Source organism: Streptococcus oralis (assembly GCF_026782375.1).
Taxonomy (GTDB): Bacteria; Bacillota; Bacilli; order Lactobacillales; family Streptococcaceae; genus Streptococcus; species Streptococcus oralis_CL.
Genome location: NZ_JAKUWJ010000001.1, coordinates 159,812 through 172,224 on the forward strand (window position 1 = coordinate 159,812; position 12,413 = coordinate 172,224).

Annotated in this window: 10 protein-coding genes; 8 read left to right on the forward strand and 2 right to left on the reverse strand. The window is 43.3% G+C overall.

Annotated features, from left to right (window positions below; all coding sequences use genetic code 11):
* Window positions 1–173: 173 nt before the first annotated feature.
* Genes dapB through MK409_RS00770 form a run of 4 tightly spaced genes read left to right on the forward strand, consistent with a single transcriptional unit; the run spans window position 174 to window position 4,609 of the window.
* A complete protein-coding gene (dapB, locus tag MK409_RS00755) occupies window positions 174–941 on the forward strand; it encodes a 4-hydroxy-tetrahydrodipicolinate reductase (protein WP_268704982.1) in 768 nt (255 codons plus the stop codon).
* Window positions 938–2,140, forward strand: coding sequence for a CCA tRNA nucleotidyltransferase (locus MK409_RS00760; protein ID WP_268704983.1), 1,203 nt, complete (start codon window positions 938–940; stop codon window positions 2,138–2,140). The genes dapB and MK409_RS00760 overlap by 4 nt, the downstream gene beginning before the upstream one ends.
* Window positions 2,133–4,001 (forward strand): ABC-F family ATP-binding cassette domain-containing protein, encoded by a 1,869-nt coding sequence (locus tag MK409_RS00765; RefSeq protein ID WP_268704984.1) that lies wholly within the window; start codon window positions 2,133–2,135, stop codon window positions 3,999–4,001. The genes MK409_RS00760 and MK409_RS00765 overlap by 8 nt, the downstream gene beginning before the upstream one ends.
* Complete coding sequence (locus MK409_RS00770) at window positions 3,998–4,609, forward strand: hypothetical protein (RefSeq protein ID WP_268704985.1); 612 nt, start codon at window positions 3,998–4,000, stop codon at window positions 4,607–4,609. The genes MK409_RS00765 and MK409_RS00770 overlap by 4 nt, the downstream gene beginning before the upstream one ends.
* Before the next feature lie 53 nt (window positions 4,610–4,662).
* On the opposite strand, the gene MK409_RS00775 is transcribed toward MK409_RS00770, so the two are convergent.
* Entirely contained in the window at window positions 4,663–5,856 is a 1,194-nt protein-coding gene (locus tag MK409_RS00775) for a cation diffusion facilitator family transporter (RefSeq protein ID WP_268704986.1), read from the reverse strand.
* A 307-nt stretch (window positions 5,857–6,163) separates the two neighbouring features.
* On the opposite strand from MK409_RS00775, the gene MK409_RS00780 reads away from it, so the two are divergent.
* The 4 genes from MK409_RS00780 (at window position 6,164) to yaaA (ending at window position 11,787) form a co-directional block, all read left to right on the forward strand.
* Window positions 6,164–8,860 carry a cation-translocating P-type ATPase gene (locus tag MK409_RS00780; protein ID WP_000032428.1) on the forward strand — a complete coding sequence of 899 codons (2,697 nt, stop codon included), beginning with the start codon at window positions 6,164–6,166 and terminating at the stop codon, window positions 8,858–8,860.
* A 104-nt stretch (window positions 8,861–8,964) separates the two neighbouring features.
* The gene (locus MK409_RS00785) at window positions 8,965–9,375 is read left to right on the forward strand and encodes a peptide deformylase (RefSeq protein WP_000412241.1); all 411 of its coding nucleotides are present in this window, start codon (window positions 8,965–8,967) and stop codon (window positions 9,373–9,375) included.
* Window positions 9,376–9,386: 11 nt separating this feature from the next.
* Window positions 9,387–10,982: a hypothetical protein gene (locus MK409_RS00790; RefSeq protein WP_268704987.1), complete on the forward strand. Its 1,596-nt coding sequence runs from the start codon at window positions 9,387–9,389 to the stop codon at window positions 10,980–10,982.
* A gap of 76 nt (window positions 10,983–11,058) precedes the next feature.
* On the forward strand, window positions 11,059–11,787 hold the full coding sequence (yaaA, locus tag MK409_RS00795; protein WP_268704988.1) for a peroxide stress protein YaaA: 729 nt from the start codon (window positions 11,059–11,061) through the stop codon (window positions 11,785–11,787).
* A gap of 31 nt (window positions 11,788–11,818) precedes the next feature.
* On the opposite strand, the gene MK409_RS00800 is transcribed toward yaaA, so the two are convergent.
* Window positions 11,819–12,367, reverse strand: a complete 549-nt coding sequence (locus MK409_RS00800; RefSeq protein ID WP_268704989.1) for an NAD(P)H-dependent oxidoreductase — start codon at window positions 12,365–12,367, stop codon at window positions 11,819–11,821.
* Window positions 12,368–12,413 lie beyond the last annotated feature (46 nt).

Consider the following 12,413-nt stretch of genomic DNA (forward strand, 5'->3'; position numbering starts at 1 on the left):
GCGCCATTCCCTATTTTTTATGGGCAGCTAACGTCCTTTGTATCTTGATAATTGAACACACCTGGAACACTGTGTGAAAAAGATAGTTCTTCCGAGGAGTAGACACTCCTTGATCAGACCTCCTATTTTCACTTTGTGTTCTTGCAGACTTTGTATCTTAGACTGGAGTAGAGATGAGTATTCGAGTGATTATTGCTGGGTTTAAGGGAAAGATGGGCCAGGCCGCTTGTCAGATGGTCTTGGCTGATCCTGACTTGGACTTGGTTGCAGTTTTGGATCCTTTTGAGTCTGAATCAGAATGGAAAGGTATTCCTGTCTTCAATGATAAGGCTGCCTTGGCTGGATTTGAGGCTGATGTCTGGGTAGACTTTACAACACCAGCTGTTGCCTACGAAAATACACGCTTTGCTCTTGAAAATGGCTTTGCTCCAGTAGTTGGAACAACAGGATTCATTAGTGAAGAAATTGCAGAACTAAAAGCATTTTCCCGTAAGCAAAATTTGGGTGGCTTGATAGCCCCTAACTTTGCCTTGGGTGCGGTCTTGCTCATGCAATTTGCGGCCCAGGCTGCCAAATATTTCCCAAATGTGGAGATTATCGAGCTTCATCATGACAAGAAAAAAGATGCTCCGAGTGGAACAGCCATTAAAACAGCTGAGCTGATGGCGGAAGTGCGAGAGTCTATCCAACAAGGTGCGCCTGATGAGGAAGAACTGATTGCGGGTGCTCGTGGTGCTGATTTTGATGGCATGCGCATCCACTCAGTTCGTTTGCCAGGCTTAGTAGCTCATCAAGAAGTTATCTTTGGCAATCAGGGAGAAGGATTGACCCTTCGTCATGACTCCTATGATCGCAGCTCCTTCATGACAGGGGTCAGTTTGGGAATCAAAGAAGTTGTCAAGCGTCATGAGCTTGTCTATGGATTAGAACACTTATTATGAGATTAACGCAAATGCCTTCTGAATTTCAGAAGGCTTTACCAGTATTAGAAAAAATTAAAGAAGCAGGTTTTGAAGCCTATTTTGTTGGGGGTTCCGTCAGAGATGCCCTCCTCCATCGTCCCATCCATGATGTGGATATTGCGACCTCATCCTATCCAGAGGAAACCAAGCAGATATTTTCCCGCACAGCCGATATCGGAATTGAGCATGGAACGGTCTTGGTTTTAGATGGCGATGAGGAGTATGAGGTAACCACCTTTCGGACAGAGGATGTCTATGTAGACTATCGCAGACCCAGTGCGGTTTCCTTTGTGCGTTCACTAGAAGAGGACCTCAAGCGCCGTGATTTCACAGTCAACGCTTTTGCCTTAGATGAGACAGGCGAAATCATCGATTTGTTCGATGGTCTCAAAGATCTGGAAAAACAAGTCTTGCGAGCTGTCGGTATAGCCAGTGAGCGCTTCAATGAAGATGCTTTGCGCATTATGCGTGGTTTTCGTTTTCAGGCCAGTCTTGGTTTTGAACTTGAGCGAGAAACATTTGAAGCCATGAAATCCTTGACTCCGCTCTTGGAGAAAATCTCTGTGGAGCGTACCTTTGTTGAATTTGACAAACTCTTGCTTGCACCTTTTTGGCGTGTTGGCTTGTTTTCCATGATTGAGAGTCAAGCTTATGATTACCTCCCTGATATGGCAGACAGTCGAGAAAAGCTCCAAAAATTGTTTGATTTGGAGACTGATTTCACTTTTGAGTCTTCTGAACAAGCCTGGGCGGCTCTCTTGTGGGTACTGGAAATTGAGGATGCTCAACCATTTTTGAAGCATTGGAAGACCTCACGCCAATTTACAAAGCAAGTACAGGATTTGCTGACTATTTTGGCTCTACGAGAAGAAGGAGAGTTGAGCAAGCGTGATTGTTACCGTTTTGACTTGGATTCCCTTCTACAAGCTGAACGTCTTCGTCAAGCCCAAGGAAAAGAGGTCAACCCCCAACTTATCACAGAAACTTACCAGAGTTTGACCATTCATGACAAGAAAGAAATCCAGATTAACGGTGGTATTTTAATCAAGGAATATGGTTACCAGCCAGGTCCAGATTTGGGAGAGATTTTAGCAGAGATTGAGTTTGCCATTGTCGATGGTGACTTGGAGAATGACCGTGATGCCATTCATACTTACCTGAGGAGAAAAAATGAGTGATTTTATTGTTGAAAAACTAAGTAAATCCGTTGGTGACAAGACCGTTTTTAAGGATATTTCTTTTATCATCCATGATTTGGATAGAATCGGTCTCATTGGTGTCAATGGCACGGGTAAGACCACCCTTTTAGATGTTTTATCAGGTGTTTCAGGCTTTGATGGGGATGTTAGTCCTTTTTTGGCTAAGAATGATTACCAGATTGGCTACTTGACCCAGGATCCAGAGTTCGATGATAGCAAGACAGTTTTGGATACGGTCCTATCCAGCGACCTCAAGGAAATCCAGTTGATTCGTGAGTATGAGTTGATCATGCTCAACTACAGTGAGGACAAGCAGGCTCGTTTGGAACGCGTTATGGCGGAGATGGCCTCCCTCCAAGCCTGGGAAATCGAAAGTCAGGTCAAGACCGTTCTCGGCAAGTTGGGTATTCAGGATTTGTCGACTCCAGTTGGTGAATTGTCAGGTGGTCTGAGAAGACGTGTTCAGTTGGCGCAAGTTCTCCTAGGCAACCACGACCTCTTGTTACTGGACGAGCCGACCAACCATCTGGACATTGCGACCATCGAGTGGCTGACCCTCTTTTTGAAAAATTCCAAGAAGACAGTTCTTTTTATCACCCATGATCGTTATTTCCTAGATGCACTATCAACACGAATTTTCGAGTTGGACCGAGCAGGCTTGACCGAGTATCAGGGTAATTATCAGGACTATGTTCGCCTCAAGGCAGAACAAGATGAGCGTGACGCAGCCCTTCTCCACAAGAAAGAACAACTCTATAAGCAAGAACTGGCCTGGATGCGAAGACAACCACAAGCGCGTGCGACCAAGCAACAGGCCCGTATCAATCGTTTCCACGATTTGAAAAAAGAAGTTTCAGGTGGCGTTGCTGAGACAGACTTGACCATGAACTTTGAAACTAGCCGTATTGGAAAGAAGGTCATCGAGTTTAAAGATGTTTCCTTTGCCTACGAGAACAAACCTATTCTGCAAGATTTTAACCTCTTAGTGCAAGCCAAAGATCGTATAGGTATCGTTGGTGACAACGGTGTTGGAAAATCCACACTACTTAATCTGATTGCAGGAATTCTTGAGCCGACAGCAGGTCAAGTTGTGATTGGGGAAACCGTTCGTATCGCCTATTTTTCTCAACAAATCGAAGGCTTGGATGAAAGCAAACGGGTCATCAATTACCTGCAGGAAGTAGCAGAAGAGGTTAAGACTAGTGGTGGTTCTACGACTTCCATCGCTGAGTTGCTAGAGCAATTCCTCTTTCCACGTTCGACCCATGGAACCTTGATTGAGAAATTGTCTGGTGGCGAGAAAAAACGCCTCTATCTCCTCAAATTGCTCTTGGAAAAACCAAATGTTCTCCTCTTGGACGAGCCGACCAATGATCTGGATATTGCGACCTTGACAGTCTTGGAAAATTTCTTGCAGGGCTTTGCAGGTCCTGTCTTGACAGTTAGCCACGATCGTTATTTTCTGGATAAGGTAGCGACCAAGATTCTCGCCTTTGAGAATGGTAAGATTCGTCCTTTCTTTGGCCATTACACTGATTACCTTGACGAAAAAGCTTTTGAAGCAGAAACAGCAAGTCAAGTTCAAAAGGCCGAAAAAGAGAAAGTGGTCAAAGTCCGTGAAGACAAGAAGCGAATGACCTATCAAGAAAAGCAGGAGTGGGCAAGCATTGAAGGCGATATTGAAGCCTTGGAAAATCGTATCGCAGCCATTGAAGAAGAAATGCAGGCAAATGGCTCCGACTTTGGTAAACTAGCGACTCTTCAAAAAGAGCTAGACGAGAAAAACGAAGAACTTCTTGAAAAATACGAACGCTATGAATACCTAAGTGAGTTGGCATGATGGAAGAAAAAATCATTAAACGTAGTCCCAAGAAAATCATTTGGAATGCCTTGTTTGGCCTAGCTTCGGTGCTTTTCTTCTTGTTACCTCTCTATTATCTCCATTCGTATTCGCAAAAGGGGCCGGGACTTCATACGATAAGTCTTTTGTTGATGCTGCTTGTACTTTTTTGCGCTGGAGTAGTCATTTATCAGACATACAGACTGTTAAGTTCCGATAAGGAATATTTGAGATGTACAGTTAAGGGGTTTTACTACAAACCGAATCCAAAGAAACCCAGTCATTTCTACGCTTGGGCTGATGTAGAGGAATTTTCCTTCTCTCGGATTCGAGGGAAGTATAGGGATTCCTACCGGATTGAAGTTTATTTTAAAAATAAGGAAAATGTGAAATCCCAATCACCTCTAGCCCTACTGAAGAAAAGGTGTTTCCCTTTTCATCAGTCAGCAGATTTGATCATCCCTATCTTTCTACTAGATGTAGGTCTTCCTGAAAGGGTATACGAGACCATGAAGTACTATGAAAGAGAATGGCGTATCGAACAAAATCGTCAAGCAAGAAAAGAGACAACACAAGCTTCGAAAACCAAATCTTCCAAACAGCTATAAGTCAGTTTAGCTTAAAGAAAATCAATCAAAAAAGCCCTATCCACTGGATAGGGTTACTCTTTGTCTTCTTTTTTTGTTTCCTGGTGGAAGATATTTTGCCAAGTCTCATGGCGACGCCAGATACTGGTGTGGACGATGCCATCTAGCTCATAGCAAATGAGCTTGGTTTTCTGACTAATGGAGGTGATTTGAATATCCTTAATCGAAGCACTAAGTTCTTTTTCGGCTTGATAAGCCTCTTTATCCATCTGCTCCCCATCTTGACGGATATAGAGAAAGTCCTCAGCAAGGAGTTCTTCTAGCTGATTTCCTTGGTCAATCAACTGCTCACGCATGAGAAGTTTTTTATAGACATTGTCCAAAATCTCGTCCTCAGGTATGGGAGCTGGCTCGATATGGACATCGGTATCAAAGACTCCAAAGCGCTCTTCCAGCATAGACTCAACCTGGTCCGCAATTTCGTGGCTTTCATAGACTGATAGGTCAGGATTCATTTCTAAGGTGATATCAAGGTAGATATTGCTACCGTATGTACGCCCTCTTTGGGACTTAACCTTGCTGATTTTGGGAATTTCCATGATAGCCTTTTGGTAGTCCTCTAGCAGACGGTCATCAAAACCATCTGAAAGACTGAAGGAAGACTCAATAAAAATATCGTAGGCTGTCTTTAAGATAAAGAAAGTGATGATGATAGCGACCAATTTATCCACGATAGGATAATTGAAACTGCTGGCTAGGATAGCAATGGAAGTTCCAAGTGAGGTGACAGCATCGGAAAGATTGTCCTTGGCAGCTGCCTTGATAGCCTTGGATTTGGATTTCTTACTGAGTCGTGTGTTATAGAGATAAACAGCAAACATGACCGCTGCTGAAATGACTCCTAGAGTTGCACCCAGAGGGTCGATAACCGTCTGTTCCCGACTAAGAATTTTTTGAATGGTGTCCCGAAGAACATCAAAGCCAACGTAGAACATGATGATGGAAGTGATCAAGCTAGCCAAATCTTCAATCTTCCAGTGACCAAAGCGATGGTCACGGTCTGCAGGTTGGCGGGCCATTCGAATCCCAATCAAGAGAGCAACATTTCCGATAATATCGGATACGTTGTTGAAACCATCCGCCACCAAACTGGAAGAATGCAGGAGGTGACCAGTTGCTAATTTTGACGCAGACAAGAGGAGGTAGGTCGAAATGCTGATAATGGCACCACGTTCCGCCAACTTGAGATTTGACATGGATTGGTTCATCTGACTTCCTTTCTAGTGCTGAGATTCTGTTTTCATTATACTGGTTTTCATGGGAAAATTCAAATTTAGTCTTGTTTCATCGGATTTTAATTCTTGAAAATTGTTCAAATTTTGATATAATAGTACTACTCAAGGGAGTAGCTGGCAGAAACCTGTGATAGTGTCGTCATTCCGAATTTTATACTGTAAAGTATTCTTTCCGGCGCTATCTTAAACAGCGAGACTTGTTATGATTAACAGGTCTCTTTTTGTTTGTCATAAAACCAAAAGAGAGCTTGTTTTGCACACAAAGTCAAGGAGGAGACATATGTCAAAAGAACAAAAACGCCAAGCGTTTTATACTCAAAGTCCCGAAGAAGTCTTGAAGTCGGTTGAAGCAACTGAGCAAGGCCTTTCGTCAAGCGAAGCGCAGAAACGCCTAGCTGAATATGGGCGCAATGAACTCGAAGAGGGTGAGAAAAAATCTCTCTTGGTTAAATTCATCGAACAGTTTAAGGATTTGATGATTATTATTTTGGTGGCTGCAGCCATCTTGTCCGTCATAACTTCTGGTGGGGAAGATATTGCAGATGCCATCATTATTCTAGCCGTTGTTATCATTAACGCAGCTTTTGGTGTTTACCAAGAAGGAAAAGCAGAAGAAGCCATCGAAGCCCTCAAGTCTATGTCTAGTCCAGCTGCACGTGTTATCCGTGATGGGCATATGGCTGAGATTGACTCAAAAGAATTGGTACCAGGTGATATCGTTGCCCTTGAAGCAGGTGACGTCGTACCAGCAGACCTACGTTTGCTAGAAGCTAACTCTCTCAAAATCGAAGAAGCAGCCCTAACAGGTGAGTCTGTTCCAGTCGAAAAAGACTTGACTGTCGAGCTCTCTGCAGATGCTGGTATTGGTGACCGTGTCAATATGGCCTTCCAAAACTCAAACGTGACTTATGGTCGTGGTCTTGGTGTTGTTGTCAATACAGGTATGTACACGGAAGTTGGTCATATCGCTGGCATGCTCCAAGATGCGGATGAGACGGATACACCACTCAAACAAAACTTGAACAACCTTTCTAAGGTCTTGACCTATGCAATTTTGGTTATTGCCCTTGTTACTTTTGTAGTTGGAGTCTTCATTCAAGGTAAAAATCCACTTGGTGAGTTGATGACCTCTGTTGCGCTTGCTGTTGCAGCCATCCCAGAAGGACTTCCTGCTATCGTGACTATCGTTCTTGCCCTTGGTACTCAAGTTTTGGCAAAACGAAACTCTATCGTTCGTAAGTTGCCAGCAGTAGAAACACTTGGTTCAACTGAAATCATCGCTTCTGATAAGACTGGTACGCTTACCATGAACAAGATGACCGTCGAAAAAGTCTTCTATGATGCAGTACTACATGATTCAGCTGATGACATTGAACTAGGTCTTGAAATGCCTCTTCTTCGTTCAGTTGTCTTGGCTAACGATACTAAGATTGATGCAGAAGGAAACCTGATCGGGGATCCAACGGAAACAGCCTTCATCCAGTATGCCTTGGACAAGGGTTACGATGTTAAAGGGTTCTTAGAGAAATATCCTCGTGTAGCTGAATTGCCGTTTGACTCAGATCGTAAACTCATGTCAACGGTTCATCCATTACCAGATGGTAAATTCCTCGTAGCAGTCAAGGGAGCCCCTGACCAACTCTTGAAACGTTGTGTTGCTCGGGATAAAGCTGGAGATGTCGCTCCGATTGATAATCAAGTCAATGACATAATTCACACAAACAACTCTGAAATGGCTCACCAAGCCTTGCGTGTCCTTGCGGGTGCGTATAAGATTATCGATAGTATTCCAGAAAACTTGACTTCTGAAGAGCTTGAAAACAACTTGATCTTTACTGGATTGATTGGAATGATTGACCCTGAACGTGCCGAAGCTGCAGAAGCTGTTCGTGTGGCTAAGGAAGCTGGAATCCGTCCAATCATGATTACGGGTGACCATCAAGATACTGCAGAAGCTATTGCCAAACGTTTGGGAATTATTGATGCAAATGATACAGAAGGCCACGTTTTAACTGGTGCTGAGCTCAACGAACTGTCAGATGAAGACTTTGAAAAAGTAGTTGGTCAATACTCTGTTTATGCCCGTGTGTCTCCAGAACACAAGGTTCGTATCGTCAAGGCTTGGCAAAAACAAGGTAAGGTTGTTGCTATGACAGGTGACGGTGTTAATGATGCGCCAGCTCTGAAAACAGCCGATATCGGTATCGGTATGGGAATCACTGGTACAGAGGTTTCTAAGGGAGCTTCTGACATGATTCTTGCAGATGATAACTTTGCGACTATTATCGTCGCAGTTGAAGAAGGACGTAAGGTCTTCTCAAACATTCAAAAGACTATTCAGTACTTACTTTCTGCCAATACTGCTGAAGTATTAACTATCTTCTTATCAACCTTGTTTGGTTGGGACGTCTTGCAGCCAGTTCATCTTTTGTGGATCAACTTGGTAACAGATACCTTCCCAGCTATCGCTCTTGGTGTTGAACCTGCTGAGCCTGGTGTCATGAATCATAAACCACGTGGACGAAAGGCAAGCTTCTTCTCAGGTGGTGTTTTGAGTTCTATCATCTATCAAGGTGTACTCCAAGCAGCTATTGTTATGAGTGTTTATGGACTTGCAATTGCTTACCCAGTTCATGTGGGTGACAATCATGCCATTCATGCGGATGCCCTTACTATGGCCTTTGCAACACTCGGTTTGATCCAGCTCTTCCATGCCTACAATGTCAAGTCTGTTTACCAATCCATCTTGACAGTTGGCCCATTCAAGTCTAAGACCTTTAACTGGTCTATCTTGGTATCCTTCATTCTTCTGATGGCAACAATTGTCGTAGAACCGCTTGAAGGAATCTTCCACGTAACCAAACTAGACTTGTCACAATGGGCCATTGTTCTTGCTGGAAGCTTCTCAATGATACTTATCGTCGAAATCGTTAAGTTTGTTCAACGTAAACTTGGTCTTGATAAGAACGCGATTTAAAAAGAAAGTCATCTTCGGATGGCTTTTTTTGCATTTGAGGGAAAGGACTAGAAGTTGCCCCCTTTTGTGCTATAATAAAGTAAAGTTGTAAGGAGCGTAAGAGAATGGAAAAGAAAATTGTCCGAGATATCTTATTCTTGTCTCAGGTCTCGAAACCTGCAAGTCAGGAAGACCTTTATCTGGCTAAGGATTTGCAGGATACCTTGCTGGCTAATCGCGAGACCTGTGTCGGTCTGGCGGCCAATATGATTGGTGTGCAGAAGCGTGTGATTATCTTTAATCTTGGCCTAGTTCCCATGGTCATGTTTAACCCTATTCTCCTTTCCTACAAAGGGCCTTACGAGACAGAGGAAGGTTGTTTGTCTTTGACTGGGGTTCGAACGACGATTCGTTATGAAACGATTACGGTTTCCTATCGCGATAGCAAGTGGCAGGAACAGACCATTACACTGACAGGTTTTCCAGCTCAGATCTGCCAACATGAACTGGATCATTTGGAAGGACGGATAATTTAGGAGGAACTCAGATGAAACGCATACTATTTGAACTTGTTTTTATCGCAACGACTTGGTATATCTTTTTACCACCATTCAATCTGACTAGTTGGGAATTCATCTTCTTTCTCTGTGGGCATCTGGTGGTGATGGGGATTTTGTTTAGTTTCCGCAAGGATACCAATCTCCTCAAAAATGTTCATGTACGTCATGGCAAGCATGCCAACGAGCTTAATCTAGAAGGACTTCATTTTACCAAACTCAGTAAAGGATTGTTGCTGGCCGCAGGACTTATCTTTGCCCTTGCTGGTCTGGTTGGCTTAGTAACCTCTAGCTTTTTCCAAGCAAAAAATTATGCTAATGTGGTATCTATCACAGAAAAAGATTTTAAAGATTTTCCCAAGAGTGATACCAGCAAGGTTCCAATCCTAGATCGGAGTACCGCCGAAAAGATTGGAGACCGTTATCTAGGCTCTCTGACGGATAAGGTCTCCCAGTACGTAGCAGCAGATACTTATACCCAGTTGACGGTTGATGGCAAGCCCTATAGGGTGACTCCTTTGGAGTATGCTGATCCCATCAAATGGTTCAACAATCAAGCCAAGGGAATTGGCGAGTATATTAAGGTTGATATGGTGACAGGAAATGCGGAATTGGTGGATTTAAAAACACCGATGAAGTATTCGGACTCTGAGTATTTTAACCGTGACGTCAAACGTCATCTTCGAATCAAGTATCCAACCAAGATTTTTAAAACCCCATCCTTTGAGGTGGATGATGAAGGCAATCCTTTCTATGTAGCAACCGTTTATCAAAAACAGTTTGGTCTAGGAGTACCTCGCCCTTCATCCGTTATCATCTTGGACGCTACTAATGGAGAAACCAAGGAATATAGCTTGGATGAGGTGCCAGAATGGGTGGATCGTGTCTATCCGGCCGAAGAAACCATCCAGCAAATCAACTACAATGGCAAGTACAAAGACGGTTTCTGGAATGCCTTGATTTCTAAGAAAAATGTTACCCAAACGACTGAAGGTTATAACTATCTTTCTATCGGAAATGACATTTATCTCTACACAGGTGTGACTTCAGCAAATGCTGACGAAAGTAATTTAGGATTTATCCTTGAAAACATGCGCACTGGTGAAATCACCAAGTACAACCTAGCTTCAGCAACCGAAGAATCAGCCCGTGCTTCCGCAGAAGGAGCAGTGCAAGAGAAGGCCTATAAGGCTACCTTCCCTATCCTTGTCAATCTCAACGACAAACCGCTCTATATCATGGGCTTGAAGGACAATGCAGGCTTGGTCAAGGAGTATGCATTGGTTGATGCAGTAGAGTACCAAAACGTCATCGTAGCAACTACGGTAGATGAACTCCTCAGCAAATATGCCAATAAGAATGACCTCGAGCTGGATAATGAAACGGTGGAAAGTATCAAGGGAGTGATTTCAGACCTTAAATCAGCTGTCATCAAGGGGGATACCGTCTACTTCTTCAAAGTTGATGGTAAGATTTATAAGGTCAAGGCTTCAGTGTCAGACGACCTTCCTTACCTTGAAAATGGCCAATCTTTCGAAGGTCAAGTTGGAAAAGATAATTACCTCAAAACCTTTAAAGTCAAGTAAAAGAAACCTCGGTATAAACCGAGGTTTTCCAGATGAAATTCTTGGTCGTGATTGAAAAATATGCTACACTAACAATATGAAAATTTTAATCCCAACAGCAAAAGAAATGAACACAGGCCTTCCTCTTATCGAAGCGCTCCCCTTGAGTGTAGAAAGTCAGGCAGTTCTTGACTCACTGGCGCACTACTCAGCTAGTGAATTAGAAAGTTTTTATAAGGTATCTGCCGAGAAAGCAGAAGAAGAATACGCTCATATTCAAGCTCTAAAAGATCAGAGGGCTAAGAATTATCCAGCCTTGAAACTCTTTGATGGTCTCATGTATCGCCACATTAAGAGAGATAAATTGACCGAGACTGAACAAGCCTATCTTGAAGATCATGTTCTGATTACCTCGGCTTTGTATGGCGTAGTTCCAGCCCTATCTCCCATGGCGCCTCACCGCTTGGACTTCTTGATGAAGTTAAAAGTTGCTGGTAAGACTTTAAAGAGTCATTGGAAGTCAGCCTACGATGAGGCGTTAGAGGATGAGGACTTGATATTTTCTCTCTTGTCATCAGAGTTTGAAACTGTATTTTCGAAGAAAATCAGAGAAAAGATGGTGACCTTCAAATTTATGGAGGACAAGGGTGGTCAGTTGAAAATCCACTCAACTATTTCAAAAAAAGCCCGTGGCGCCTTTTTGACCGCCTTGATAGAAGAGCAAGTTCAAACAGTTGAGCAAGCTCGCAAGCTCAGTTTTGCAGGTTTTGACTACCGACCTGATTTATCAAGTGACTTAGAACTCGTCTTTGTGAAACAAGCATAAAACCAGCTCGAATGAGCTGGTTTTTGGTAGATTAGTTGATGGCTGCAAGAAGGTCGTCAGCTTGTTTGGCAAGTGATGAAGCAGTTGTTTCTTCTAACACCAATTTTCCGTCTGCCCAAGCAGAGTCATTGACACGTGCAGCAGTGAAATCACCAACGACTTGTGTGCGGATAAATGGCAAGAGGTCTTTGTAAATAGCAAAGAGTTGCTCGTGACCTGCATTGGCTACAGATGAGACAGTAACAAACTTGTCTTGGAGGGCAGAAGCACCACGTGTATCAGACAAGTCAATGGCACGCGAGAGCCAGTCAAGCAAGTTCTTCACTGTTCCAGGGATAGAGAAGTTGTAGACTGGAGAGAAAATCCAGATGGCATCGGCAGCAAGGACTGCTTCACGAGCAGCAGCTACAGCTGGATGAGTTGGAACTTCAAGATCTTGGCTGAAGAGAGGAACAGCTGAGTAATCAAGATAGCTAACTTCTACTTTGCCAGCAAGTGTTTTTTCAGCTTCGAGGGCCATTTGGTGGTTGAAAGAACCTTGGCGTAGTGATCCGACGATAAATAGTACTTTTTTAGACATGATATGTCTCCTTTAGCTTAAAATTCAAAGAGCGAACTCTTTTGTT

Excerpts from the sequence above, each read along its gene's own strand:
- MK409_RS00775 (WP_268704986.1), bottom strand. The coding sequence starts at position 5,856 with ATGAACCAATCCATGTCAAATCTCAAGTTGGCGGAACGTGGTGCCATT.
- MK409_RS00790 (WP_268704987.1), top strand. The coding sequence starts at position 9,387 with ATGAAACGCATACTATTTGAACTTGTTTTTATCGCAACGACTTGGTAT.
- dapB (WP_268704982.1), top strand. The coding sequence starts at position 174 with ATGAGTATTCGAGTGATTATTGCTGGGTTTAAGGGAAAGATGGGCCAG.
- MK409_RS00770 (WP_268704985.1), top strand. The coding sequence starts at position 3,998 with ATGATGGAAGAAAAAATCATTAAACGTAGTCCCAAGAAAATCATTTGG.
- MK409_RS00765 (WP_268704984.1), top strand. The coding sequence starts at position 2,133 with ATGAGTGATTTTATTGTTGAAAAACTAAGTAAATCCGTTGGTGACAAG.
- MK409_RS00760 (WP_268704983.1), top strand. The coding sequence starts at position 938 with ATGAGATTAACGCAAATGCCTTCTGAATTTCAGAAGGCTTTACCAGTA.
- MK409_RS00800 (WP_268704989.1), bottom strand. The coding sequence starts at position 12,367 with ATGTCTAAAAAAGTACTATTTATCGTCGGATCACTACGCCAAGGTTCT.
- MK409_RS00785 (WP_000412241.1), top strand. The coding sequence starts at position 8,965 with ATGGAAAAGAAAATTGTCCGAGATATCTTATTCTTGTCTCAGGTCTCG.
- yaaA (WP_268704988.1), top strand. The coding sequence starts at position 11,059 with ATGAAAATTTTAATCCCAACAGCAAAAGAAATGAACACAGGCCTTCCT.
- MK409_RS00780 (WP_000032428.1), top strand. The coding sequence starts at position 6,164 with ATGTCAAAAGAACAAAAACGCCAAGCGTTTTATACTCAAAGTCCCGAA.